Genomic DNA, 24,807 nt, shown 5'->3' on the forward strand with positions numbered 1-24,807 from the left:
CCGATCACCCCGCGTGACCCGCTACTTCGCCCGCCGCGCGACCCTGAAACGGTCGGTCGGACTCCTGAGCGACTTCCGGTACGAGCAGACCGACCCCGACCTGTTCTACGGCGCGCTCGCCCGCGACTCCGTCGAGCTGATCGGCGACCTGTACCGCGGGCACACCGAGCGGGATCTCACCGGCACCACGGTCCTCGACGTCGGCGGCGGCCCCGGCTACTTCGCCGACGCGTTCTCCCGCGCGGGCGCCCGATACGTCCCCGTCGAACCGGACCCGTCGGAGATGCACGCGGCCGGACTGAGCGTCGGCGACTCGATCCGCGGATCCGGGCTGGCGCTGCCGATCCGCTCCGACGCCGTGGACGTGTGCTTCTCGTCGAACGTCGCCGAGCACGTCGCGCAGCCGTGGGTGATGGCCGAGGAGATGCTGCGGGTGACCAAGCCCGGCGGGCTGATGGTGCTGTCGTACACGCTGTGGTGGGGCCCGTTCGGCGGCCACGAGACCGGGCCGTGGCACTACCTCGGCGGCGAGTACGCGGCCCGCCGCTACAAGCGCAAGCTCGGGAAGGAGCCGAAGAACCGGTTCGGCGTCTCCCTTTTCGACATCGGCGCGAAGGACGGTCTGCGCTGGGCGAAGGCGCAGACCGGCGGCGACGTCCTCGCCGCGTTCCCCCGCTACCACCCGCGCTGGGCGTGGTGGATGGTGAAGATCCCGGTGCTGAGGGAACTACTGGTCAGCAACCTCGTCCTGGTAGTCCGCAAGCGCTGAGCGCGTCGGCGAGCGCGACGGCACCGGCCTCGCTGTCGTCTGCCTCGACGTGTTCACTCGGCGAGTGGGAAATCCCCGTGGGGTTGCGGACGAAGAGCATCGCGGTGGGGACGTGGTCCTTGAGCACACCCGCATCGTGGCCCGCGCCGGTGCCCAGCACCGGGGCATCCGACAGGGTGGCTGCCAGGACGTCCCGGAGTGCGGGGTCGAAGTCGACGGTCGGGCTGAACGACTCCTCGACCAGCACCGCGTCGCAGCCTTCCTCCGCGGCGAGCAGAACCGCCGCCTGACGGATCTGCTCCACCAGGACGGTCGTGACGGTGTCGTCGGGATGGCGCACGTCGACCCACAGGTCCACGCGGGAGGCGATGACATTGGTTCCGCCCGGCGTGGGCACCAGCCGGCCGACCGTCGCCCGGGCAGCGGACTGCCCACGAGCAAGATCCCGGATCCGTGACACCAGCCGGCCGGCCGCCACCATCGGATCACTGCGATCACACATCAGCGTGGTCCCGGCATGGTTGCCCTCACCGGCGATCGTCACCCGCCACCGGCCGTGACCGAGGATCGACGACGCCACTGCGATCGGCCGGTCCAGGTCGATCAGACCGCGCCCCTGCTCCACATGCAGTTCCACGAACACCGACATCCGCGCCAGCGCCTCGGGGTCGGGGCCGAGGTGGGCCGGATCGAGCCCGCCGCGGGCGACGATGTCCGCGAAGGTGTTTCCGTCGACGTCGGTCAGTGCCCGGGCCCGATCGGGGTCGATCGCGCCGGTCATCAACCGGGATCCGAGGCAGGCCACCCCGAATCGCGACCCTTCCTCCTCGGGAAACACCACGATGGCGAGCGGCCGCGACCCCAGCGTGCCGCGGTCGCGGAGCACGTCGAACGCCACCAGTGCCGACGCGACCCCGAGTGGTCCGTCGAACGCGCCGCCGCCGGGCACCGAGTCCAGGTGGCTGCCGGTCACGACCGCATCGTCGCGGGACCCGTCGGGTGCGTGCCAGGCCCAGATCGCGCCGTTGCGATCGACCTCCACCTCCAGGCCACGCTTCTCCGCGTGCGCGATGAACCACTCCCGCAGTTCGTGTTCGGCCGACGAGTGCACCGGTCGGGAGTAGCCGCCACGCTGCGGGTCCCGTCCGATGTCCTCGATCTCCGCCAGCAGACCGGAGACCGTGTCGCCCTCGACCGCTGCAACCTTGTCGCTCATCGCATCTCACCCGCGCCCACGTACGGGTGCAGGCTGGACAGCGGCCGCCCCTCGGCGAACCGTTCGAGCCGGAAGTCCGTCGCCGGGACGTCCGGGTCCCGGCTGTCGCCGTCGACGATCAGGTCGGCCATCAGATCGCCTACGGCAGGGCTGATCTTGAATCCGTGACCGCTGAACCCGGCGGCAAGGAACAGTCCGTCGATCGCGACGGGGGCGATGACGGGATTCCAGTCCGGGGTGATGTCGTAGCAGCCCGCGTAGGTGTGTGCCACCGATGCGTCCGGGAAGTCGAAGCGGTGCAACATCTTTGTTGCCGCCCTTTCGATCCCCGCATCACTGGCCTGGTTGGAGTACGCGTCCGGGTCGGCGAACTTGGGCGTGCTGTGGTCGCTGTTGCCGACCAGCAACTGGCCGGAGCCTTCGATTCGCACGTACTGCAGGCTCACCAGATCCGACAGCGCAGGCAGGTCGTGTAGCGGTTCACCGGCGTCGACCATCAGCAGTTCCGAGCGCAGCGAGTCGATCGGCAGGTCCAGTCCGACGTCCGCCATCAATTCGCCGGACCACCAACCGGCAGCGACGACGACGGTGTCCGCCTCGAGGATCTCGCCGCTCGCCAGCTCCACGCCAGTGGCGCGGCCACCGGAGGTCAGCACCCGCGCGACAGGGGTGTTCTGCCGAACCTTCGCGCCTGCCGAACGCGCCACCGCCCCGAAGTGCAGGGCCAGCTGTGACGCGTCCGCGTACCCACCGCGAGCCTCGTAGGAGAGGGCCGCGATGTCCTCGAGGTTGAGATGGGGCCACAGGGCAGCCGCCCGATCGTGGTCGATCATCTCCGCGTCGATGCCCAGCGACCGGTGCACTGCGGTGTTGGCGCGCAACGCATCCTCGTTCTCGGCCCCGACGGCGACCATGTAACCCACCTGGCGGAAGCCGACGTCGTCGCCCAGACGCTCGAACGTCGGCAGACTCCGCCACGCCATCGCCGCGATCGACGGAACGCCGTAGTGGCAACGCACGATCCCACTCGACTTTCCGGTCCCCCCGCCGGCGAGGCTGTTGCGTTCGAGCACCAGCACCTCGCTGACGCCTCGTTCGGTGAGGGCGCGGGCGATCGAGAGTCCGATCAACCCACCTCCCACCACGATCACACGCCGACCGGTCATGACAGGGCTCCTTCGGGTGATGCTGAACCGGCGGCACTCGCCGGTGCGGATCGGTCGCCGGGGTTCGGCGTCCGGGAAACGAGGTCGCGGACGTCGCCGGCGAGGTACACGAGCGGTTCGCGATCCGTGTCCACGTCGAGCCCGAGCACCCGGAGCAGGACGATGGTGTGATCACCTGCGGGCAGCAGGGTCTGGACCTCGCACTCGAGCCACACGCCGGCACCGCGCACGAACACCGCGCCCTCCGGCGTCACCGCCGTGTCGATGCCCGCGAACCGATCCACTCGCCTCGCACCGATGGCGCCGCACACCGCCCCCTGGTCCGCCGCCAGCACGCTGACGCCGAGCCGCGGCGCATGCTGCAGGCGCCGCCAGGTCCGCGAGCCGTTCATCACGCACACCGACACGAGCGGCGGATCGAGCGACACCGCGGTGAACGAGCTCACGGCCATGCCGACCACCTCCCCGTCCAGCTCCGCGCACACGGCCGTCACCCCGGAGGGGAAGTTCGCGAACGCGGCCTTGAGTATCGTGGGGTCGGTGCCGGTCGTCATCGATTGCATGAGCGTGCTCCCGTGGTCGTCATGGGCCGAATGTGGTGGTGCGGACGAGTGGTCAGGTCCGGGCGGCGATCAGACCTCGGCGGGCGTCAGGCCGCCGTTGCCGTTGACCGAGAACCCCTCGGCGAGCAGAGTCGCCCCGAGGTTGCGGGTGTAGTTGTCCACCCGGTAGTGCAGCGAGAATGCGCGGGTGTCGCGGTAGAAGCGCTCGAGCGGGTAGGTCTTGAACATCGAGCGCGAACCGCAGACGTCGAGGCAGCGCCCGGTGACCTCGAGGGCGACCTGCTTCGCGACCGTGAGGGCATGGACTCCGCGGAACTCGCCCTCCGACCGGCGGCCCGCATCCCACACCGCGGCGGCGTCGAACAGTCCCGCGCGGGCCGACGAGAGCTTGGCCGCCAGCTCGCCCAGCTGGAACTGGATCAGTTCGCTGGCGGCCAGCTCCGGCCGCGCGCGCACCCAGTCCACCGTGAAGTCGAAGGCTCCCCGAGCGGCCCCGAGATGGTTGGCCGCGAACGCCAGCGTGAACGTGCGGGTGTCGTCGGTCTCCCACCAACCCGGCTCGCCGAAGATCGCGTCGTCGGGCAGCACGTAGTCGGTGACCTTCACGGCCCAGCTCACCGTGGAACGCATGCCGAGCACGTCCCAGTTGTCGATCAACTCGACCTCGGGGACGTCGCGCGGCACGAGCACGGCGACGGTGCGGTGGTCGTAGTGTTCGGTGCCCGGCAGCGCCAACCAGATGATGTAGTGCGACGCGCCGGGGCCGAGGGAGGCAAAGTGCTTGGTGCAGTTGAGCACCCACTGGCCCTGTTCGTTGCGGACCAGCTGGCTGCTGGAGGTGCCGACGTTGGTCTTGCCGGGCGTCGCCTCGCTGCCCACCGAGGCGACCAGCTCGCCGGCCTTGGCGATCGGGACGACGTACTTCTCCATCTGCGCATCGGTGGCCGCGTGCGACAACATGCCGAGAGCGTGGGAGTGAACCTGGAACAGCTGCGCCGTCGGAGCGTCGACGGCCGCGAGATGCTCGATGAGCGCGTAGTACTCGGCGAAGCCGCCCTCACTCCACAGACCGGCGCCGCCCCACTTCTCGGGGAGTGTCAGCGCAAGGAGGTCCGCCTCGTACAGTTCGGCGAAGTTCTCGGTCGGAAAGATCGCCTCGTCGTCGTAGCGACGGGCGCGGTCGCGGAAGCCCTGGGCGAGGGCGTCGATGGCTGCGAGGCGCTTGGTCTGCTCGGGGGAGTTCATGTTTTCTCCTTGGGTGGTGGAAAGCGGATAAGTCAACGCGGACAGTGGATCTACGGCAGTGAGGTCGCGGGTCGAAGAAGTCAGGGGCTCGGCGTCGAAGGCGGCCCAGTGTTCGTCGGGGACGGCGGGGAACTTGGCGCGCACCACATCCTCCCAGTGCGGATCGTCCGCGTTCCCGGCCGCGGTGCACGGCCCGCTGTCGATCGTGCGGCCGTCGGCGAGCGTCACCGTGAGCCTGCTGCGGCGGACCGCGGGGAACCCGGCCTCGAAGTCGGGATCGACGACTACCTCGACGAGGCCCGCCATCCGCGCGATCACTGGATCGCCGAGATCGCTTGTGACGGAATCGAGTCCGAAACCGCCCGAGGTCAGGTAAGCGGCCAGCGGCCAGAGCAGATTGAACTGCGCCTCCTCGCTGGTGGACGGCACCATCCGCGCCAGGTCGGCCGCGGCCTGGAAGGTGCGCACCCGCACGCCCGTCACCTCGGCAGGATCGAGCCGCTCGCGGCCGAGGGTGCGCAGCACCTGCTCGGCGCCGGCCAGGGCCGGATGCACCCAGCGACAGCACGGGAAGGGCTTGACGTACGTGTGCATCACCTGCCACTCGGCGCCCAGGTCCGCGGCGCCGTGGCGCAGCCGGTCGGCGACGAACTCGGAGCGGTGAGCAGTGAAGCCCGCCGCGGCGAGCTGGGCGCTGGTGACACCGACGTGCGCGCCCCAGCCCATCGCGTCCTTGGCCATGGTGGGCTCGGCTACCGCCCGCATGATCAGGTCGACCGGCGCGTGGTACTCCGCCAGCCCGATCGCGGCGTCCACCTGCTCGGGGGACAGCTTCAGCAGCCTGGCGCTCGCGGCGGCGGCGCCGACGGCACCCCAGGTGCCGCTGCTGTGGAAGAGCGGCCAGCGGTCGTGCTGCGCCATCCCGGCACGGATACCCACCTCGTAGCCGATGAGCATGGCCAGGAGGAACTCCTCGTGGCTTGCGCCCGTCGCCTCGGCCACCGCGAGCGCAGCCGGGATGATCACCGCTCCCGGGTGCCCCTTGGCCAAGGGGTGCCCGTCGTCGTAGTCGACGGCGTTCATCACGGTGCCGTTCGCGAGCGCGGCACCGGGTGCCGAGACGCGGCGCCCGTCGAGCACGCAGGTGGCCTCGTCGCCACTCATCGCGGTGGCGACATAGTCGGTCATGATGCGCGCCGAGCTCAGAAGAGTTCCGGCGCGGGCCGCGACCGAGGCATCGAGCGTCAGCATGCCCAGGCGGCGTCGCACCTCGGACGGCACCTGCTGCCATGTGAGTCCCACGACGAACTTCAGGACGTCGCCGACCTGACTAGTTGCGTTATCCACAACTGGCGTCGTCATATTTGCAACACCCGGAAGACAAGTGGGTGCGTCGAGCGTCATCGATGGTCCTCCTGGTTCGGCAGGTGAGCGGAAAGCCGGCCGGCATGGCCGATCAGGGCGGCGAGCAGCGCCGTGCGCGGGACGACCGAGTCGCGCTCCACCGTCTCGGCGCGGCTGCACTGATCGAAGGCAGTGGGTCCCAGACCGTCGAGGACGAACGGCGCGAACTGTCCGACGAGGCTGGCGTCCGAGCCGCCCATCTCGTCGATCCGGCGCATCGCCAGTCCGGCCGGGGCCGCCAGGTCCTCGGCGAGTGTGTAGACAGGATCGGTGACCGCCCGCGGGAGCGCGGGCCTGGTGATGCCGCCGGAGATCTCGACGGTGACGCCGCCTCCTGCCCGCGCCTCCGCGCGTCGACGGACCTCGGCCACCAGCGCCGCACCCGCCTCGTCGTCCGGGGCCCGCAAGTCGACGTGGATCTCCGCACGGTCGGGGACCACTTGACGCGCCGTGCCGCCACGCAGAATGCCGACGCTGCACAGCGTGCGGCGTGCACGGTCGGTGAGCGACTCGAGTTCCTCGACGAGCGGTGCGAGCGCATGCAGGGCACTCGCACCGGTGTCGTCGGTGCAGTGCGCCGTGCGCCCGCGCGCTGTGATGATCATGGCCCCGACCGCGCCGCGGGACACGATCACTCCCCCGCCCGCCAGTCCTGCTTCGAGCGCGAGGCACACGTCCGTGCGCCGCCCCAGGTCCGCCAGCCAGTCGCGGCTGCCGACGCTGCCCAGTTCCTCGTCCGGCACCAGCGCGTAGGTGATCGACTCGACGCCCGGTACCGAGGTCTCGAGCGCGGCCTCGATCGCGTGGACCGCCATGGACAGAGCGCATTTCATGTCACCGAGACCGGGCCCGGACATGATCGGCTCCTCGGTCACGATCGGCCAGTCTGCGGACGTTCCCTCGGGCCACACCGTGTCTGCGTGACCGAGCACGAGGAGGCGGAGCCCGGGTTCGCCGGTCTCGAGCGTCGCCTCGAACGCCTGGCCCCGGCACGAGGCGATCGGGTGCCGGCGTGAGGTGAATCCCAGCGCTTCGAGCCGCTCGGCAATCAGGTCATTCACTCGGTCGACGCCCGCGGGAAGGAATGATCCGCTCTCGACCTCGGTGAGTCGGGTGGCCAGGTCGAGAATGCTCGGCAGCCGCGGCTCGAGCATCGCGCTGAGTTCGACGACGGAGGCAGGTGCGGGTGTCAGCTCAGACATCGACTTCCTCCCCTCCGGGAGCCACACCGCGTGCGCTTTCGGGATCGATTGCACGGCTGACGTACTCACCGGCGGACGGACCGTACAGATTCCACAGCCGACGGAGCTCGCGCAGCGGTTCCGGATGCTCGTCGACGCGCAGGTCGACGAGAGGGAACTGCTCGCTGCCGTGCACGCGCAGACAGGCCGACCGGAGCGGGTCCGGCTCGCCGCCGGCTCTCAGACCTGCCTCCAGCGCGCGGACCAGCCGCTCGCCCAGCTCGAGTCCGGCGCTGCCGTCGAAGGCCACGCTCGCAGCCTTGCCGACGACGTCGCCGACGAGGATGTTGCCGGCGACGACGTGGTCGGCGGCAGTGACGACGGACACCCCGGACGGGTCGACATACGCACCCGTCCAAGCGATTCCGGGTCCCGTGATACCGACGGCCGCGAGCTGACGCCAGTCCGCGTGGACGCTGGAGTGGCGCACTCCGTGGACGGCCTCGGTCGCGGTTGCTCCGCGGGCCATCAGGTCGAGCATCCGGGGCCCGAGGCGGGGATCGGTGCGATGCTGGGTGACGACGGCGCCGACCCCGGTGCGCAACCACGGCACCCTGGCTCCCACGGCGACGTCGGAGGTGGCGGTCGCGACCCCGAGCTGACCGGTGCGCTCGCACCGGGCGACGATGGAATAGGTCATCGGGTCACCACCCACATGTCGGTACTGCGCCACGAAACTCGGCACGGCGCACCGACGGTGACGTCGGCGGGCAGTGTGCGACTGGCAAGATCGGCGGTGATCACACGGCCGTCGGCAAGCTCGACCCGCACCGAGGTGCGCGCGCCGAGGAAGGCGATGTCCCGCGCGATACCCGCTACCGAGAAATCTGCGGCCGCAACACCCTTTTCGGACTGGAGGCCGACCACCTCCGGGCGCAGGATCAGCGTGACGTTCTTGTCGGCCGGCACCTCACCGACCCCGTCGACGCGGCCCTCGCCGACGCCGGGCACCACCACGTCGTACCAACCCGGGCCGGTTCCGGTCACGACGCCGTCCAAACTGTTGGAGGCGCCGACGAATCCGGCGGCGAAGCGGGTCGCCGGCTGGTGGTAGACCTCGGCGGGCGTCGCCACCTGCACCAGGTCACCGTTCTGCATGAGACCGACCCGGTCCGACATCGCGAACGCCTCCTCCTGGTCGTGGGTGACGTAGACGAAGGTGATGCCCAGTTCGTGCTGCACCGACTTGAGCAGTACCTGCATCTGGCGGCGCATCCGCAGATCCAGCGCGCCGAGCGGCTCGTCCAGCAGAAGGACCCGGGGACCGAGAACGAGGGACCTCGCCAACGCGACGCGCTGCTGCATGCCACCGCTGAGCTGGCGCGGCCGGTGATTCTCCTTTCCACTCAACTCGACCAGGTCGAGGAAACGGGACACCTTCTCCGCGACGACCTGCTTGCTCTCCTTGCGCTCACGGAGCCCGAAGGCGACGTTCTCGAAGACCGTCAGGTGCGGGAACAGCGCGTAGTTCTGGAAAACGGTGTGCACCGGCCGCTTGTGCGGCGGCACACCCTGGATCTCCTTGTCGTCCACGAGAATACGACCCGCGTTGGACTGCTCGAGACCGGCGATCATTCGCAGCGTGGTCGTCTTGCCGCAGCCGCTGGGGCCGAGGAGCGAGAAGAACTCGCCACCCTTGATGTCGAGGTCGATGCCCTTGACGACGTGGTGGTCGCCGAAGGAACACGCGAGGTTCTCGAGTCTGAGCGAGGCGGGGCTGTAACCCGGTTCGGCGGTGGTTGTCATGACAGTTCTTCTTCCGAGGTGACGCGACGCGCCTGCTTCGAAGGCCAGAGGGAGGCCAACGCGACCAGACACATCAGGACGAGCGAGACGAACATGAAGGCCACGGCGATCGCGTTGATCTCCGGCGACGTGCCGTGCCGCGACAGGCTGAGGATGAGCACCGGCAGCGTCTCGGTCTCCGGCCCGGCCAGGAAGACGGTGCTGACGACGTCGTCGAAGGAGAACGTGAAGGACAGCAGCGCCGCGATGACGACCGCAGGCATCATCATCGGCCACAGGACCCGCAGGAATACCCGACGCGGCGGAGCACCCAGGTCTGCGGCGGCCTCGTCGTACGTACCCGTCAAGGTCGCGAAGCGGGACTGGAGCACCAATGTCGCGTAGGCGGAACAGAAGACGATGTGCCCGGCCACGACCGACCAGGTACCGGTACTGAGCCCGAGACGCTGGATGACCACCAGGATGCCCGCGGCGATCACGACCTCGGGGATCATCAACCGGGCATACGTGAGGGTCTGCAACACCGCGCCGGCCCGCTTGGGCAGGCGGGAGACCGCCATCACCGCAGCCAACGACAACGCGACCGCGACCACGGTGGACAACAACGCGATCAGACAACTGGTGAGGAAGTCCTGACGAACCCGTTCGTCGGCGAACGCGCCGGTGATCCACTCGAGCGTCGCGCCGCCCCAGCCGACGAGGCTCTCGTCGGCGTTGAACGCGTTGACGATCACCATGCCGATAGGCAGGTAGAGGAAGGCGAGGACGGCAACTGTCACAGCCGCCGCGGGACTGATCCGGCGCTTCATGTGATGTCCCCCAATCGATCCAAGCGCTTGCGTGAGGCGAACAGCACGGCGAGCATGACGACCATCAGCGTCGTAGCGATGGCGGCACCGAACGGATAGTTGCCGGTCGCGAGGAACTGCTCGGCCTCGACGTTGCCGACCATGAGGGTCTTGGAACCGCCGAGGATGGCCGGGATGGTGTATTCCCCGGTCGCCGGGATCCCTACCAGCAGCACGCCCGCGATACTGCCGGGCATGGCCAGCTTCACGGTGATCTTCCAGAACGCCCGGCGCCGGCTGAGCCCCATGTCTGCGGCCGCTTCCTGCAGCGCCGGGTCGATCCGGTCCAGCGCCATGAACATCGGCAGGATCATCAGCGGCAGGTAGCCGGCAACCATCCCGACGCCGATCGCGAAGGTGGAGTAGCCGAGTTGGGTGCCCTCCGGAACGACTCCGAAGAACGCAGCCACCTTCGAGACGAAGCCGGTCGGCGACAGCAGTTCGAGCCAGGCGTAGGTGCGCACGACGAAGCTGATCCAGTACGGCACGATCACCGCGACCAGGAGCAGGGCCTTGACCCGGCCACTGGCGCGGGCGATGGTGAGCGCGACCGGGAATCCGAGGACCACGCACACCGCGGTCATGACGACCGTCATTGCCAGCGACCGCAACACTGCGCCGACGTAGGTGCCGCTGAAGAGCTCTCGGTAGTTCTCGAGAGTGAACCCCGACCGCACCTGGAAGGTGAGTAGATCGAATTTCATGACGCTGTACACCGCGAGGAGCACGAGCGGGGCGACGAAGAAGACCACGACGTAGGCCGTCATCGGCGCCGCGAGCAGGATCCCGGACCAGCGCCGGCCGCGTCGGGCCACGCCTCGGTCATTCGATGCGGGCTCCGCCCCCTCGCTCCGGCGTACCGGAGCGTCTGGGCGGGCCACTGGTGGTGCCTGGGTCATCAGGAGGCCTTGATCCGGTTCCACATCTTGGCCCGCGCCTCGGTCGCCTCAGCCGACAGGAATCTCTCGGCCACGAACTGCGACCCGGTGTTCTGCTGGAGCGCAGGGTTTTCCAGGAGTCTGGGCTCGATGAACTGCTCGGCCGACGGCATCAGGTAGGAGGCACCGGTGTTGTTGATGAACCCGCCGTAGGTCTGCGGTTCGAGGCGGAAGTCGAGGAACTTCAGCGCTTCCTCGGTGTGCTTGCTCCCAGGCAGGAGCGCGACACCCTCGATGTAGCCCGGCGTGCCCTCCGTCGGCGACACCCATCCCAGCGAGGTGTCGTCCGCGCCCGTGAAGGCGTAGTCGTAGCCGACCGCGATGAGTGCCGAGCCGTCGGTCACCGATTTCGCCTGGCCCGTGCGCTGGAACGCGAGCAGGTGCGGCTTGATCTCCTTGATCTTCGCCTCGGCCTCGTCGAGTTCGCCGCCGTCGGTGGTGTTGATGTCGTAGCCGAGTGCCAGCAGTGCGATCGCCTGGACGTCGAGGTCGTAGTCCGGCAGCACGATCTTGCCCGTCCACTGGTCGGCGTTGTCGAAGAGTTCCTTCCACGACGTCGGCGGATTCGGGACCTTCTCCTTGTCGTAGATGATCCCGACCTTGCCGAGGTCGGTGGGGATCCCCCACGGGAACTCGTCGCGGTACTCCTGCGGCATGTTCGCCAGGTTCGGGACCGATGCGGGGTCGAAGTCGGCGAGCAGATTGCCCGCCTCCAGTCGGGCCGCCGTGGCGTTGCCCACCGCGACGAGGTCGTACACGCCCTTGTCCTTGGCCAACTGGGCCGCCAGGGCCGACGAGCCACCGTCCGGCAGAGCGAACTGCTCGATCTCGATCCCGGGGTTGGCGGCCTCGAAATCCGCGATCTCCGTTTCCCCGACCCAGTCGCCGTAATTGAGGAACTTCAGGGTCACGGTGCCGGAATCGCCGGATCCTCCACCACACGCCGACAGTGCGGCCCCGAGCACCACACACGCGCCGGCAGCGGAAAGTACTCGCCAGGTCTTGCCACGCATGACCCCTCATCTCTGTTGTCATTATCGCAACCACAGTTGCCGTATGGACACTTGAAGTATTCGGCGGCGGTATGCCCGACCGGTGTCGTCACCGTTACAAGTTCGTTTCCTATGTTGCGAATAAGCCAATTCATGTTGTGCTCACTGCAATTCATGACCGAAGCTCGTGGCATGCCACCCACACGCGACACCAGCATTCGCCGGGGTCTGGAAGTCCTGATGACCCTCCAGACCCGCCGCGCCCGCGAGAGCGGCGGACTCGGCGTCACCCAACTCGCCGAGATCCTCGACATGGACAAGAGTCAGATCTCCCGCAGCCTCAAGGTCCTCACCGAGTACGGCATGGTCGACCGGGACCCCAAGACACGCGCCTTCCGCCTCGGATGGCGAATCTTCAACATGGCGCAGGTCAGCGGCGACCAGCGCCTGCTGGAGTGCGCGGGCGGGGTCCTCGATGGGTTGCTCAACCGGTTGAACGAATCGGTGTACCTCTCGGTGCGTTCCGGCTACGACGCGCTGACCGTGGCCGAGCGGACCGCCAACCACTCGATCCAGGCGATGCCGGCGCACTGGTCGCTGTACTCGACATCGGTGGGTCGCGTTCTCCTCACCGACAAGACATCCGCCGAGATCCGCGAGATGTACGCCGGCCAGAAGCTCAGCAGTGCGCGTGTGGGCGGCGTCGGGTCCGTCGACGACCTGGTGGAGTCCGTCGCCCGAACCCGGGAGGACGGGCACTCCATCGTCGTGGACGAGTTCGAGGTGGGACTGGCTGCCGTCGGTGTGCCGGTGCGTGACTATCGCGGCGTCCTCATCGCCGCCCTCGGGGTCTCGGGCCCCACCTTCCGCCTGGAACCCAAGATCGATCAGTCGGTGTCCGACCTGAAGGAAGCCGCGCACGAACTCGAGGACCTCCTCGCCCTCCGCAACGGTGAGCGCTTCCCCCTCGGGCGGGACGCATGACCGAGCAGGCGCACGTGGTCGTGGCCCAACTGGATCCCCGACTTCTCGACTTCGACGCCAACGCCGAAATGACTTCGACCGCAATCACATCTGCGCGGTCCAGCGGAGCCGACATCATCGTCCTGCCCGAGTTGTGCCTGAGCGGCTACATGTTCGAGACAGTCGACGAAGCCCGTTCCTGCGCAGTCACACCCACGCATCCGATCTTCTCGGAGTGGGCGCATGCGCTCGGCGGTTCGTCCGGTCTCGTCGTGGGCGGCTTCGCGGAACGCTCGGGTCCCGACCTGTACATCAGCGCAGCCATGGTCGGCGCCCAGGGAATCCGAGCCGTCTACCGCAAGACCCATCTCTGGAACAGGGAGAAGCGCTTCTTCACCCCGGGCAGCGACGCGCCTCCGGTGGTCGACACCGCATTCGGGAGGGTGGGCGCGCTGATCTGCTACGACCTGGAATTCCCGGAGATGGCGCGCAGTCTGGCGATGCGGGGCGCCGACCTGATCGCCGTACCGACTAACTGGGCTCTCGATCCTCGCCCGTACGGGGACGAACCCCCACAGGTCATGCTGGCGCGCGCCGCCGCACGGGCCAACCACGTCCATGTCGCGTGCGCGGACCGCTCAGGAGTGGAACGGGACCAGGAGTTCACGGGCGGCTCGGCAATCATCGACACGGCCGGGTGGGTGCTCGACTTGCCCGACGCCGACGGGGTCGTGCACGCCACCCTGACCCTGTCGTCGGCGCGCGATCGGCAGATCTCCGACGTCAACCACGTCTTCGGGGACCGCCGTCCCGAGCTGTACACCGGCATGTTCGAGGTCGCGGGCACGGTGTGAGCTCACCGCTTCGTCGACGCGGACGGCAACCGGCATCGACATGACGAGGTTGCGACGAGCCGGACCCGTCACGGAGGCGGCCACTAACCTCGAACCATGACCGCACTCGCGCTCGACGTCGGCGGCACCAAGATGGCGTCGTCGCTCGTCGGCGACGACGGCCGACCCCGGGGCGCGGTGACCGTCCAGACACCCGAGTCGGGCGTGTGGGACGCGTGCTCGGCGCTGCTGCTCGAGGTCGCCGGCGATGCGACGGTGACCAGCATCGGCATCGCCTCGGCCGGCCCGGTCGACACCACCACGGGCACGGCCGCCCCGGTCAACATCGGCGAGTGGCGCGGCGGCTTCCCCATCGTCGACGCGGTCCGCTCGCTGTTCCCGTCGGCGACCGTGCACCTCGCCCTGGACGGCGCGGCGGCCGCCTTCGCCGAACACCGCCTGGGCGCGGGTCGCGGGGTCCCCGACCTGCTGGGCGCCGTGGTGTCGACCGGCGTGGGCGGCGGACTGATCCGCGGCGGCCGCATCGTGGGCGGACGCACCGGCAATGCGGGCCACATCGGGCACATGGTGGTCGCGGGCGCCGACGAGCACTGCGGATGCGGGGCCGTCGGCTGCCTCGAGACCGTCGCGAGCGGGTCCGCGGCACTGCGCTGGGCGCGGGCCAACGGCTGGACCGGCGCGACGGGCGCCGACCTCGCCTTCGACGCCGAACTGGGCGAACCCACCGCGGCCGCGGCGCTCGAGCGGGCCGGGGTAGCGCTCGGGCAGGCATTCGCGTCGGCGGCGGCCCTGCTCGACGTCGACCTCGTCGTGGTCGGCGGCGGCTTCGCGCAGGCCGGGCCCGCGCTGTGGGGGCCGATGACGGCGACGGCGTCCGAGCACGCCCGGCTGTCGTTCCTGCGCGAGCTGCGGTTGGCCCCCGCGGAACTCAGCGTGCTGGGCACACTCACCGGCGCCGGACTACTCGCGATCGAGGCCGTCTGACCGGGCGATGGAGCCTCGCCTATTCCAACTCGCTGTAACGTGTTCTAGTGTGACCCAGGGCACTCCACAAGAGCGAGGATGAATTGATGACCGACTACGACAAACTCTTCATCGGCGGACGATGGGTCGCGCCGGCCACCGACCAGCGGTTGGAGGTGTTCTCCCCCGCCACCGAGGAGCGCGTCGGCAGTGTTCCCGTCGCGGCGCCCGCGGACATCGACGCCGCCGTCGCCGCGGCCCGCGCCGCACTCGAGTCCGGCCCCTGGGCCGAGACCACGCCCGCACAGCGCGGCGAGATCCTCTCCAAGGTCGCCAAGCTCATCGAGGAGCGCAGCGCCGAACTGGTCTCCACCATCTCCGACGAGATGGGCGCGCCGGCGTCGGGCGTCGAGACGATGCAGAAGATCATGTCGCTGGCGACGCTCAACTACTACGCCGGTCTCGCCACCGAGTTCGCGTGGGAGGAGACCCGCAACGGCGCGTTCGGCCAGACCAAGGTCTACCGCGAGCCGGTCGGTGTCGTCGGTGCCGTCATCGCGTGGAACGTCCCGCTGTTCCTCGCCGTGAACAAGCTGGCCCCGGCCCTGCTCGCCGGTTGCGCCGTGGTGCTCAAGCCGGCGCCGGAGACCCCGCTCAACGCGAACATGCTGGCCGAGATCTTCACCGAGGCGGGCCTGCCCGAGGGCGTGCTGTCGATCGTGCCGGGCGGCGCCGAGACCGGCGAGTACCTCGTCTCGCACCCCGACGTCGACAAGGTCACCTTCACCGGTAGCACCGCGGTCGGCCGCAAGATCGGCGCCATCGCCGCGGAGCAGCTCAAGCGCTGCTCGCTCGAGCTCGGCGGCAAGTCGGCCGCGATCCTGCTCGAGGACATGGACGTCGCCGCGACCACGCCGATGCTGGTGATGTCGGGCCTGATGAACTCCGGTCAGGCGTGCGTCGGCCAGACCCGCATCCTGGCGCCGCGCTCGCGCTACGACGAGATCATCGAGGCGATGATCCAGTTCGCCGGCTTCATGCCCGTCGGCATGCCGGACGACCCGGGCGCCCAGCTGGGCCCGATCATCACCGAGAAGCAGCGCGACAAGGTCCTCGGTTACATCGAGAAGGGCAAGGCCGAGGGCGCGCGCGTCGTGCTCGGCGGCGGCGTCCCGGCCGGGCTGGAGAAGGGCTGGTTCGTCGAGCCGACCATCTTCGCCGACGTCGACAACTCGATGACGATCGCCCGCGAGGAGATCTTCGGACCCGTCCTGTCGGTGATCCCCTACGACACCGTCGAAGAGGCCATCGCGATCGCCAACGACTCGGACTACGGCCTCGCCGGTTCGGTGCACACCACCGACATCGAGAAGGGCATCGAGATCGCCAAGCAGATCCGCACCGGCACGTACGCCATCAACTGGTACGCGTTCGATCCGGGTTCGCCGTTCGGTGGCTACAAGAACTCGGGCATCGGCCGCGAGAGCGGACCGGAGGGCCTCGAGGCGTACTGCGAGCTCAAGTCCGTCCTGATGCCCCCCGGCTACACCGGCTAGGCGTCACAGTTCTCCGTCAGGCGCGGCTCTCGATCACCTCGGGGGCCGCGCCCGACGCGTTCGTGGGGACTTCCCGCGACCTGGCCCGGTCACAGCAACCGCAGCACCGCCGCCCGCCGCACCGCGTCGTCACGCGAATGCACGTCGAGCTTGCGGAACAGCGAACGCACCTGCGACCTCACCGTGTTCTGTGAGACGAACAGATCGGCCGCGATCTCCGGCACCGACAGCCCGTCCGCCAGTGCCGCGAGCACCACCTGTTCACGATTCGTCAGGTCCACCAACGCAACGGTGTCGGGGAACACCGCCCCACGGTCGGTGTGCCCGGATTCGGCCCACCCACGCGGGAACGACGCTCCGGCCGCGACGAGTTCCTTCGCAACCGCGGGCGGCAACAGCGCGAACGGCCGCATCGCTCCATTCGTCTGGGCCTGCACCATGGCTCGGCGGCAAGCCTCGACCGCGTCCGACTCCGAACCGAGCCGAATGGAAGCGGCAGCCTGGACGAGCAGCGCGTCGACCAGCGCTCGTTGTTCGTCGCGTCCGGCCACGGCCGTGATCCGGACCGACGCCGTGAGCGCCGCCTCCTCGTTCCCGGTCAACAATTCGAGCCTTGCCCGCGAAACCGCCACCAACGGGTGGGCATCCGAACGACCGTTCAGCGCGGTTCGTGCGTTGTTGCCTCGACCGAGTGCACAGTGCAGGTCGACCGACACCGACCGCAGCAGGTCCTCCGCATCCGATCCCGGTGTGCACCAACGCGAATTGACCGTGGTCAGCTGATCGACCCGATCGATCGCCTCCTGCGCGTACCCCGACAGCAGCCCGTACTGGGCGCGCGCGAACAGCGCGTAGGCCCACAGTTCTTCGTTGTCCCCGAGCTCGCCGAGCGTGTCCGACGCTTCTTTCGCGGCCGGTAGATCGAGTTCTTCGAGCGCGATCAGCATGCGCGCCACCAGCCCCGACACCCGGACTCGCGATTCGAGCATCACAGCCCCCGGATCCGTCTCCTCCCAGAGCGTGAGCCACTTGCGGGCGGCCGGCAGGTCGCCCGACAGCACATGGCTCATCGCGAGGCTTCCCGCCGCGTTGCGGACCACGAAGTCGATGCCGACGGCCCGCGCGCCGGCGTATGCCAGCCTCAGGAGGGTGATCGCGTCGTGATGACGTCCCGCAAGCTGACACGTGATCGCCCACTGCAGACGCACGATGGGTACCGCGGCAGCGACGACGTCGGGTTGTGCGCTCACCGCGCTCGACGCGACACGTTCGAGTCGGTAGGCCAACTCCGCTGCCTGCGTGAACATTCCGGAGAATCGCAGCAGGCATGCCTGCACCGTGCCGATGACGAGTACGTCGGAGACCCTCGCCGATGCGCCCAGATCCGCCAGTTCGTCGGCCCGGGACGGCAGCGGGCCGGGGAACTGCCCACTGGCGCCCCAGCCGACGATCACCTCGCGGGCGGCTCTGAGGACCGGCTTGGCCTCGATCACCGACTCCGGGAAGGCGACGAGCGCGTCGCGCACCCTGTCCATGTGATTCCCGACCAGGAACGCCCAGTCGTCCTCGAGGATCTCCGTCGCGGAGTTCCAGTCTTCGTTCGCCAGCGCGACGCGGAGTCCTGCCAAACTCTTCGTTGTAGAGCGACTCATCGGTACCAGGCTCCTCCGTGCGGTAACGCGCCGACTTCCCCGCACGAATTGTCGCCAGCGGCCACTCGTTAGTCAAAGCAATGGTAAAGCGGGCGTTTCTCATTCGCAGTCCCACTCGTCCGCGCCTAGCCTGAGGCGATGGCGACGTCCCCCGAACAGACCGGCGGCGAGAGCACCCTCACCGTCGTCGTGGCATTCGTGGCGAATGCCTTGATCGCACTGGCGAAGTCGGTGGCCGCGGTGGTCACCGGGTCGGCGTCGATGGTCGCGGAGGCCACGCACTCGTGGGCCGACACGGGCAACGAGATCCTGCTGCTCGTCGCCGACCGCCGCGCCCGCAAGGCACCCGACCGCGCGCATCCGCTGGGGTTCGGCCGCGAGGCCTACATCTGGTCGCTGTTCGCGGCGCTCGGGCTGTTCGCGGTGGGCGCCGGGGTGTCGATCACGCACGGCATCCAGGAGCTCGCGAACCCGCAGCCGGCGAGCGACTTCGGCGTCGCGTACACGGTGCTCGGCATCGCGTTCGTCCTCGAGGCGATCTCGTTCCGGCAGGCGTTCAAGCAGTTGCGCGGCGAGGCACACGACGCGCACCGCGACGTCCTCGAGCACGCGCTGTTGACGTCGGATCCGACGGTGCGGGCCGTGTTCGCCGAGGACGCGGCCGCCCTGATCGGCCTGGTCATCGCGTTCGCGGGCGTCCTCGCGCACCAGCTCACGGGCTCGCCGATCCCCGACGCGATCGGCTCCATCGCGGTCGGGATCCTGCTCGGCGTCATCGCGCTCGTGCTGCTCGACCGCAACCGCCGCTTCCTCGTCGGCGAGCCCGGCACGCCGGAACTGCGCGCGCAGGCGATCAGGAAACTGCTCACCTACGACGAGGTCGACCGGGTCACGTACCTGCGCATGGAATTCCTGGGCCCGCACCAGGTGTATCTGGTGGCGAGCGTCGACCTGGTCGGCGACTACGCCGAGTCCCGGGTCGCGCACACGTTGCGGGCCCTCGAGGCTCGGATCACCGGCGAGACCGCCGCGGTGCGGAAGGCGGTGCTGACGCTGTCGACCGCCGAGGAACCGAGCCTGACGGCCTGATTCGTCTGACGGCCCCTCCTCCGGCGAGTAGAACTGGAAGGAGTGCGGCCGACGCGGACGGAGCAGCCGTGGACCCTCCCGACAGTGCGGCCTCCCGGGACGCGGGGACGAGCGCACGACCCGAGCCCGTTCTGCCCGAGAGGCTCGGTTACCGGATCAAGTGTCGACTCCTCGGTCCGCCGCTGACCAGTGCGCGGCTGCACCAGGAGCGCCTGTCGAAGACAACCGCGCTGGGAGTGCTCTCGCCCGACTGCATCTCGTCGTCCGCGTACGGCCCGGAACAGGTGCTGATCGAACTGCTGCCGTTCGCCGCGCTCGCCGCGTTCACGCTGCTGCTGCCGATCACCGGGGTCATCCTCGTCATCCTGCTGCTGCTGACGCTCTCGTACCGGCAGGTGGTGATGCTCTACACGCACGCCGGTGGGTCGTACGTCGTCGCGCGCGACAACTTCGGGCCCAAGGCCGCGCAGATCGCGGCGGTCGCTCTGCTCATCGACTACGTCGTGACGGTCGCGGTGCAGTCGGCGGCCGGCACCGTCGCCGTGGTGTCCGCGGTCCCGGCACTGGGCCCGTACAGCCTCGAGATCACGATCGGCGCGGTGCTGCTGCTCGCGTACGGCAACCTGCGCGGGCTCAAGGAGGCGGGCCGCGCGTTCGCGTTCCCGATGTACTTCTTCGCCGGATCGATGGCGGTGGTGATCGTCGTCGGCGTGATCCAGGCGCTCACCGGCAATCTCGATCGGATCGACCCCACGTCGCTCGACGGCACCGTCGACATCGCGCACGGCGACGGCCTCGTCATGGGGGCGACCATCCTGGTGGTGCTGCGGGCCTTCGCGAACGGCGGCACATCGCTCACGGGACTCGAGGCGATCAGCAACGGCGTGAGCGCATTCCAGAAACCCGAGGGCCCCAATGCCCGACGCGCGCTCGTGATCATGGCGTCGATCCTGGCGTTCCTCGTCTCCGGCGTCGCGTTGCTCGCGTACCTCACCCGCGCCACCCCGTACGCGGCGGGCTACCCGTCGGTGATCAGCCAGGAGGCTCGGATCGTCTTCGGCTCGGGGACACTCGGCGACGTCCTGTTCATCGTCGTGCAGACCGCGACCGCACTGATCCTGTTCACCGGGGCCAACACGAGTTTCAACGGATTCCCGTTCCTCGCGAGCTTCGTCGCGGACGACGCCTTCCTCCCGCGTCAACTGCGCCGTCGCGGCCACCGACTGGTCTTCTCGAACGCCATCATCACGCTCACCGCGATCGCGATCGTGCTGCTGATCGCGACCGACGCCAAGGTCAATGCGCTCGTGCCGTTCTATGCGATCGGCGTGTTCACCGGCTTCACGATGGCCGGGCTGGGCATGGCCCGGCACTACCAACGGGTCAAGGGTCGGGGCTGGCAGCGGAACGTGGCGCTCAACCTCGCGGCCGGGATCACCTCGCTGATCGTGGTGGCAATATTCGCGATCGCCAAGTTCACCGAGGGCGCGTGGGTGGTGGTGCTCGTGTTCCCGACGCTGGTGTTCGTACTGATCCGGCTCAACCGCGAGTACCGGGACGAAGCGGTCGAACTACGCGAACTCGGTGACGCCGAGGCCGATTCGGAGGCGGTGTACTCCCACCACATCGTCATCGTGATGGTCGACGCCTACGATCTGGCGACCATCGAGGCACTGCGGTACGGACGCAGCCTGCGCCCCAGCGAACTGCATGCGGTGCACTTCGTCCTCGACAGCGAGCACGCTGCCGCGCTCAAACGCCAGTGGGAGGCCAGCGACCTCGAGGTCCCGCTCGAACTGGTCGAATGCCCGGACCGGCGGCTCGGTCACGCGACGCTCGAGATGATCGCCCGCGCCAGCGCGCCCCGCACCGAGATCAGCATCCTGCTGCCCCGGCGCATCTACCGATCGGTCCTCGGCCGGCTCCTGCACGACCGCACCGCCGACCACATCGCCCGGATCGTCAGCGACCTACCGCACGCCGTGGCGATCATCGTCCCGTTCGACACGTCGAGCCGGCGCGGCGTCCTGCGCGCCGCGCCGCCGCCCCCGGCGTCCACAGGCTGATGGGGCCGTTCGTGCGCCGGCAGCGCATGAACGGCCCCTTCAGGTCTCGTGCCGAGTGTGGCTAGCTGCCCGCCCCGGCGAGCGACCCGAGCATCGGGAGCAGGCTCGCCAGGTCGACGCCCGCCTCGAGCGCGGTACTACCGAAGGTCAGCGCCGGCGACAGGCTGCCGATGCCGTCGGGCACGATCACCAGCTGCATCGACACGCCGACGTTGCTGGGATCGAGCACCGAGTTCCAGCCGCCGCAGGTGCCCAGGTAGATGTAGACGCCGTCGTTCACCTGGAAGGTCTTGGAATCGCTGTTCGGCCCGGGAAAGAGCAGGTTGTTGCTGGCCGCCGGGCCGATCCGCAGACCGGGAGACGTGATGATCGAGATGAGTTCGGCGTAGTCCTTGGCGTTGTACGCGATGAACGCGTCGAGGCCCTGCTGACCGTCGAGCAGCGCCGAGGTACACGTGGTCTCGCTGAACGCGCCCTCTGCCTTCTTCGGGTTGGTGAGCGTCAGCTCGAGGTTCTTGCCGTTGAAGTCGCCCTGCTCGGCCTCCAGTGTGGGGCCGTCGTACCGGTCCGCGGCGGCCGCCGTTCCGGTCCCCGCCGCCGCGAGACCCAGGACCATCGCGGCCGACGCCACCACTCCCCCTGCAACCTTCTTCATCCTGCGCACGTTCACGTCGCCCCTCCCATGTCGGATGTGACACCCCCGACGCCGCACACAAATGCGGCGATCGGGCCCATCCTGACATCGAGAAACGCTGCGCTACAACGGAATCTGCTCGATGGAACGATTCGTCCGGATTCCGGCGTCAGTGGTTGCCGCGATACCGAAGGAACTTCCGGGCATAGGGGACGAGGCGGGTGATCGGCACCGTCCGGGGCCACGCGTCGGGGCGGAAGTACGCGTCCGAACCGCCGTCGACGAACACGACGCTGCCGCACAGGAAGCTCGCCGCGTCGGACAGCATGAACACCACCCAGTCGGCGAGTTGACCGGCATCGCCGAAGCCGCCCACCGGTACCGGGAAACGCTTGATCATCTTGGCCTCGGCGGGTGTCGCCAACTGCTTCTCGAGCAGCGGCGTCATGATCGCGCCGGGCGCCAGCACGTTGAGCCGGATCCCGGCACCCGCCCAGTCCCGGGTCACCGCGTTCCGGCGGACCCAGCGGGAGACGGCGATCTTCGATCCGGCGTACATCATCGGCGCGGCACCCTTGCCGAACAGTCGGACCGACCGCGCCGCCTTCGCGACGTCGCCGGACAGCAGCGCGCGCACCGTGCGGCCCGGCACGGCCGGCGTCGTGGTCGTCGAATTGCTACCGAAGACAACCACTTTCGCGCTGCCCGACGCGGCCAGCGCGGCACGCCAGCCGTCGAGCAGTTCGACGACGCCCAGGTAGTTGACCGACGCGATCAGCGGCAGCTTCTCGGCCCCGGGCAGCGGCCCGACGCCGGCGGCCAACACCGCACCGTCGAGCGTGCCGCCCGCGCGCGAGAGCACCTCGCGGATCGCGTGCCGGCGGCCGTCGGCGGTGGAGAGGTCCGCGACGACGTCGGCGTCCCGGATGTCGACGCCGATGACGGTGTGCCCCGCCCCCGTCAGCTTGTCCACGACCGCACGTCCCATGCCCGACGCCGAACCGGTGACCGCATAGACGCCCATGTACGCCCTCCCCACACGGCGGCGCACCGGCACCGAGGACGGTCCTCGTGGGGCTGCCACCAAGATCGACACGGTACGCGCCCGGCCCCGAAAGCTGAAGGGTCCGTTCGTGCGCTGTCAACGCACGAACGGACCCTTCGGCCGGAGAACTCGGCTCAGATGTACATCGCCGGGTCGATGTACGACGTCGGATCGACCAGCTGCTCGTGCTGCTTACGCGGCCGCACCGCCGCCGGGATGCCCGTCGCGATGTGGTCGGCCGGCACGTCCCGGGTGACCACGGCGTTCGCACCGATCGCACTGTCGTCGCCGATCACGAGCGGTCCGAGGACCTTCGCGCCGGCACCGATCGTGACTCGGTTGCCGATCGTCGGGTGCCGCTTGGCCTTCGCGAGCGACCGGCCGCCGAGCGTGACGCCGTGGTAGATCATCACGTCGTCGCCGATCTCGGTGGTCTCCCCGATCACGACGCCCATGCCGTGGTCGATGAAGAACCGCCGGCCGATCGTGGCGCCCGGATGGATCTCGACGCCCGTGAGGAACCGCGTGAACTGCGCCAGCACCCGGGCCGGCCCGCGCAGTGCGGGCTTGGCCCACATGCGGTGCGCCACCCGGTGTGACCAGATGGCGTGCAGGCCCGAGTACACGACGGCGTTCTCGGCGTTGCTGCGCGCGGCCGGATCCTGGCCCCTTGCTGCCTGGAGATCCTCCCGGATCGTGCGCAGGACACTCACAATGCTCAGCCTCGGATGTGCTCGAAGAGCGGGGTGGAGATGTAGCGCTCGCCGAAGTCCGGCACCACGACGACGATGGTCTTGCCGGCGTTCTCGGGACGCTTGGCCAGCTCGAGCGCGGCCCACACGTTGGCGCCGGACGAGATGCCGCCCAGGATGCCCTCGTCGGTGCCGAGGCTGCGCGCGACGCGGATCGCGTCCTCGAACTCGACGTCGATGATCTCGTCGTAGATCTCGCGATCGAGGACCTCGGGCACGAAGTTCGCGCCGATGCCCTGGATCTTGTGGGGGCCGGGCTGTCCGCCGTTGAGGATCGGCGAATCGGCCGGCTCGACGCCGACGATCGTGACGTCGGGGTTGTACTTGCGCAGCGTGCGGCCGGTACCGGTCAGGGTGCCACCGGTGCCGATGCCGGCGACGAAGATGTCGACGGTGCCGTCGGTGTCGGCCCAGATCTCCTCGCCCGTGGTGCGCTCGTGAACCTCCGGGTTGGCGGCGTTCGCGAACTGACGCGCCAGGACGGCGTTCTCGGCCTGTCCGACGAGTTCCTCGGCCTTCTTGACCGCACCGGCCATACCCTCGGAACCCGGGGTGAGGACGATCTCGGCGCCGAACGCACGGAGCATGACGCGACGCTCGACGGACATCGTCTCGGGCATCGTCAGGATGACCTTGTAGCCGCGGGCCGCGCCGACCATGGCGAGCGCGATGCCGGTGTTGCCCGACGTGCCCTCGACGATGGTGCCGCCCGGCTTCAGGTCACCGGACGCCTCGGCGGCGTCGATGATCGCGACACCGATGCGGTCCTTGACGCTGTTGGCCGGGTTGTAGAACTCGAGCTTCGCCACGACCTGGGCGCCGAGGCCCTCGGTGAGACGGTTCAGGCGCACCAGCGGGGTGCGGCCGACCAGCTCGGTGACGTTGTTGTAGATCCCCATGCCGGATCCTCCTCGCGGCCACGTCGGCAGCCGGGTCGATGTCTGTTTGCTGTCAGGTTGGTTTATTGCACCATCCTGCCGTGAACGGAACTCCACCGGGTCCACACAGGTACGAACGTATACGCACGTCGACAAAATTCCGAGTGTTCGCCCTCCGGCCGTCACCCCCGAAACGACGAATGTCACATCGGTTCAGTCGAACTGAA

At 68.9% G+C, this 24,807-nt stretch carries 22 protein-coding genes; 7 read left to right on the top strand and 15 right to left on the bottom strand.

Annotated features, from left to right (window positions below; genetic code table 11):
• Positions 1-13 precede the first annotated feature (13 nt).
• Positions 14-769 (top strand): class I SAM-dependent methyltransferase, encoded by a 756-nt coding sequence (locus tag LCL87_RS05260; protein ID WP_225017883.1) that lies wholly within the window; start codon positions 14-16, stop codon positions 767-769.
• On the opposite strand, the gene LCL87_RS05265 is transcribed toward LCL87_RS05260, so the two are convergent.
• From LCL87_RS05265 to LCL87_RS05310, 10 genes are all read right to left on the bottom strand, one after another.
• Complete coding sequence (locus LCL87_RS05265; RefSeq protein ID WP_225017382.1) at positions 735-1,985, bottom strand: allantoate amidohydrolase; 1,251 nt, start codon at positions 1,983-1,985, stop codon at positions 735-737. The two genes, LCL87_RS05260 and LCL87_RS05265, sit on opposite strands and share 35 nt — an antisense overlap.
• Positions 1,982-3,151, bottom strand: a complete 1,170-nt coding sequence (locus LCL87_RS05270) for an FAD-dependent oxidoreductase (RefSeq protein WP_225017384.1) — start codon at positions 3,149-3,151, stop codon at positions 1,982-1,984. Before LCL87_RS05270 ends, LCL87_RS05265 begins: the two co-directional genes overlap by 4 nt.
• On the bottom strand, positions 3,148-3,714 hold the full coding sequence (locus LCL87_RS05275; protein ID WP_225017386.1) for a flavin reductase family protein: 567 nt from the start codon (positions 3,712-3,714) through the stop codon (positions 3,148-3,150). The genes LCL87_RS05270 and LCL87_RS05275 overlap by 4 nt, the downstream gene beginning before the upstream one ends.
• Positions 3,715-3,783: 69 nt before the next feature.
• Entirely contained in the window at positions 3,784-6,306 is a 2,523-nt protein-coding gene (locus LCL87_RS05280; protein WP_225017394.1) for an MmgE/PrpD family protein, read from the bottom strand.
• A 53-nt stretch (positions 6,307-6,359) separates the two neighbouring features.
• Positions 6,360-7,565: a M20/M25/M40 family metallo-hydrolase gene (locus LCL87_RS05285; RefSeq protein ID WP_225017396.1), complete on the bottom strand. Its 1,206-nt coding sequence runs from the start codon at positions 7,563-7,565 to the stop codon at positions 6,360-6,362.
• Complete coding sequence (locus LCL87_RS05290) at positions 7,558-8,244, bottom strand: DUF1028 domain-containing protein (protein WP_225017398.1); 687 nt, start codon at positions 8,242-8,244, stop codon at positions 7,558-7,560. Before LCL87_RS05290 ends, LCL87_RS05285 begins: the two co-directional genes overlap by 8 nt.
• Positions 8,241-9,350 carry an ABC transporter ATP-binding protein gene (locus LCL87_RS05295; RefSeq protein WP_225017400.1) on the bottom strand — a complete coding sequence of 370 codons (1,110 nt, stop codon included), beginning with the start codon at positions 9,348-9,350 and terminating at the stop codon, positions 8,241-8,243. Before LCL87_RS05295 ends, LCL87_RS05290 begins: the two co-directional genes overlap by 4 nt.
• The gene (locus tag LCL87_RS05300) at positions 9,347-10,159 is read right to left on the bottom strand and encodes an ABC transporter permease (RefSeq protein ID WP_225017402.1); all 813 of its coding nucleotides are present in this window, start codon (positions 10,157-10,159) and stop codon (positions 9,347-9,349) included. Before LCL87_RS05300 ends, LCL87_RS05295 begins: the two co-directional genes overlap by 4 nt.
• A complete protein-coding gene (locus LCL87_RS05305) occupies positions 10,156-11,013 on the bottom strand; it encodes an ABC transporter permease (RefSeq protein WP_225017404.1) in 858 nt (285 codons plus the stop codon). The genes LCL87_RS05300 and LCL87_RS05305 overlap by 4 nt, the downstream gene beginning before the upstream one ends.
• An 83-nt stretch (positions 11,014-11,096) precedes the next feature.
• Entirely contained in the window at positions 11,097-12,149 is a 1,053-nt protein-coding gene (locus LCL87_RS05310) for a polyamine ABC transporter substrate-binding protein (protein WP_225017406.1), read from the bottom strand.
• A 171-nt stretch (positions 12,150-12,320) separates the two neighbouring features.
• Here LCL87_RS05310 and LCL87_RS05315 point away from each other — a divergent pair, with 171 nt between their 5' ends.
• The 4 genes from LCL87_RS05315 to LCL87_RS05330 all read left to right on the top strand — a co-directional run bounded on the left by LCL87_RS05315 (position 12,321) and on the right by LCL87_RS05330 (position 16,464).
• On the top strand, positions 12,321-13,112 hold the full coding sequence (locus LCL87_RS05315; RefSeq protein ID WP_225017407.1) for an IclR family transcriptional regulator: 792 nt from the start codon (positions 12,321-12,323) through the stop codon (positions 13,110-13,112).
• Positions 13,109-13,945, top strand: coding sequence for a nitrilase-related carbon-nitrogen hydrolase (locus tag LCL87_RS05320; RefSeq protein WP_225017409.1), 837 nt, complete (start codon positions 13,109-13,111; stop codon positions 13,943-13,945). The genes LCL87_RS05315 and LCL87_RS05320 overlap by 4 nt, the downstream gene beginning before the upstream one ends.
• A 96-nt stretch (positions 13,946-14,041) precedes the next feature.
• Positions 14,042-14,929, top strand: a complete 888-nt coding sequence (locus LCL87_RS05325; protein ID WP_225017411.1) for an ROK family protein — start codon at positions 14,042-14,044, stop codon at positions 14,927-14,929.
• An 86-nt stretch (positions 14,930-15,015) separates the two neighbouring features.
• Positions 15,016-16,464, top strand: a complete 1,449-nt coding sequence (locus tag LCL87_RS05330) for an aldehyde dehydrogenase (protein WP_225017413.1) — start codon at positions 15,016-15,018, stop codon at positions 16,462-16,464.
• A gap of 89 nt (positions 16,465-16,553) precedes the next feature.
• On the opposite strand, the gene LCL87_RS05335 is transcribed toward LCL87_RS05330, so the two are convergent.
• The gene (locus tag LCL87_RS05335) at positions 16,554-18,092 is read right to left on the bottom strand and encodes a LuxR C-terminal-related transcriptional regulator (protein WP_225017415.1); all 1,539 of its coding nucleotides are present in this window, start codon (positions 18,090-18,092) and stop codon (positions 16,554-16,556) included.
• A 162-nt stretch (positions 18,093-18,254) separates the two neighbouring features.
• On the opposite strand from LCL87_RS05335, the gene LCL87_RS05340 reads away from it, so the two are divergent.
• Together LCL87_RS05340 and LCL87_RS05345 are read left to right on the top strand one after the other, a co-directional pair.
• Positions 18,255-19,205 carry a cation diffusion facilitator family transporter gene (locus LCL87_RS05340; protein WP_225017417.1) on the top strand — a complete coding sequence of 317 codons (951 nt, stop codon included), beginning with the start codon at positions 18,255-18,257 and terminating at the stop codon, positions 19,203-19,205.
• 68 nt (positions 19,206-19,273) lie between these two features.
• On the top strand, positions 19,274-21,271 hold the full coding sequence (locus LCL87_RS05345) for an APC family permease (RefSeq protein ID WP_510850694.1): 1,998 nt from the start codon (positions 19,274-19,276) through the stop codon (positions 21,269-21,271).
• A gap of 61 nt (positions 21,272-21,332) precedes the next feature.
• On the opposite strand, the gene LCL87_RS05350 is transcribed toward LCL87_RS05345, so the two are convergent.
• From LCL87_RS05350 to cysK, 4 genes are all read right to left on the bottom strand, one after another.
• Entirely contained in the window at positions 21,333-21,926 is a 594-nt protein-coding gene (locus LCL87_RS05350; protein WP_225017419.1) for a hypothetical protein, read from the bottom strand.
• A 148-nt stretch (positions 21,927-22,074) separates the two neighbouring features.
• Positions 22,075-22,929 (bottom strand): SDR family oxidoreductase, encoded by an 855-nt coding sequence (locus tag LCL87_RS05355; RefSeq protein WP_225017421.1) that lies wholly within the window; start codon positions 22,927-22,929, stop codon positions 22,075-22,077.
• Positions 22,930-23,084: 155 nt separating this feature from the next.
• Positions 23,085-23,663 (bottom strand): serine O-acetyltransferase EpsC, encoded by a 579-nt coding sequence (gene epsC, locus LCL87_RS05360; protein ID WP_225017423.1) that lies wholly within the window; start codon positions 23,661-23,663, stop codon positions 23,085-23,087.
• Between the two features lie 5 nt (positions 23,664-23,668).
• Positions 23,669-24,601, bottom strand: coding sequence for a cysteine synthase A (gene cysK, locus LCL87_RS05365; RefSeq protein ID WP_225017425.1), 933 nt, complete (start codon positions 24,599-24,601; stop codon positions 23,669-23,671).
• Positions 24,602-24,807: the final 206 nt, after the last annotated feature.

It is taken from the genome of Prescottella equi (assembly GCF_020171745.1).
Classification (GTDB): Bacteria; Actinomycetota; Actinomycetes; order Mycobacteriales; family Mycobacteriaceae; genus Prescottella; species Prescottella equi_A.

What these genes read in the sequence shown, in the direction of transcription:
- LCL87_RS05265 (WP_225017382.1), bottom strand. Translation starts at nt 1,985, where the DNA reads ATGAGCGACAAGGTTGCAGCGGTCGAGGGCGACACGGTCTCCGGTCTG.
- LCL87_RS05270 (WP_225017384.1), bottom strand. Translation starts at nt 3,151, where the DNA reads ATGACCGGTCGGCGTGTGATCGTGGTGGGAGGTGGGTTGATCGGACTC.
- LCL87_RS05275 (WP_225017386.1), bottom strand. Translation starts at nt 3,714, where the DNA reads ATGCAATCGATGACGACCGGCACCGACCCCACGATACTCAAGGCCGCG.
- LCL87_RS05285 (WP_225017396.1), bottom strand. Translation starts at nt 7,565, where the DNA reads ATGTCTGAGCTGACACCCGCACCTGCCTCCGTCGTCGAACTCAGCGCG.
- LCL87_RS05290 (WP_225017398.1), bottom strand. Translation starts at nt 8,244, where the DNA reads ATGACCTATTCCATCGTCGCCCGGTGCGAGCGCACCGGTCAGCTCGGG.
- LCL87_RS05295 (WP_225017400.1), bottom strand. Translation starts at nt 9,350, where the DNA reads ATGACAACCACCGCCGAACCGGGTTACAGCCCCGCCTCGCTCAGACTC.
- LCL87_RS05300 (WP_225017402.1), bottom strand. Translation starts at nt 10,159, where the DNA reads ATGAAGCGCCGGATCAGTCCCGCGGCGGCTGTGACAGTTGCCGTCCTC.
- LCL87_RS05310 (WP_225017406.1), bottom strand. Translation starts at nt 12,149, where the DNA reads ATGCGTGGCAAGACCTGGCGAGTACTTTCCGCTGCCGGCGCGTGTGTG.
- LCL87_RS05315 (WP_225017407.1), top strand. Translation starts at nt 12,321, where the DNA reads ATGCCACCCACACGCGACACCAGCATTCGCCGGGGTCTGGAAGTCCTG.
- LCL87_RS05320 (WP_225017409.1), top strand. Translation starts at nt 13,109, where the DNA reads ATGACCGAGCAGGCGCACGTGGTCGTGGCCCAACTGGATCCCCGACTT.
- LCL87_RS05325 (WP_225017411.1), top strand. Translation starts at nt 14,042, where the DNA reads ATGACCGCACTCGCGCTCGACGTCGGCGGCACCAAGATGGCGTCGTCG.
- LCL87_RS05330 (WP_225017413.1), top strand. Translation starts at nt 15,016, where the DNA reads ATGACCGACTACGACAAACTCTTCATCGGCGGACGATGGGTCGCGCCG.
- LCL87_RS05340 (WP_225017417.1), top strand. Translation starts at nt 18,255, where the DNA reads ATGGCGACGTCCCCCGAACAGACCGGCGGCGAGAGCACCCTCACCGTC.
- LCL87_RS05350 (WP_225017419.1), bottom strand. Translation starts at nt 21,926, where the DNA reads ATGAAGAAGGTTGCAGGGGGAGTGGTGGCGTCGGCCGCGATGGTCCTG.
- LCL87_RS05355 (WP_225017421.1), bottom strand. Translation starts at nt 22,929, where the DNA reads ATGGGCGTCTATGCGGTCACCGGTTCGGCGTCGGGCATGGGACGTGCG.
- cysK (WP_225017425.1), bottom strand. Translation starts at nt 24,601, where the DNA reads ATGGGGATCTACAACAACGTCACCGAGCTGGTCGGCCGCACCCCGCTG.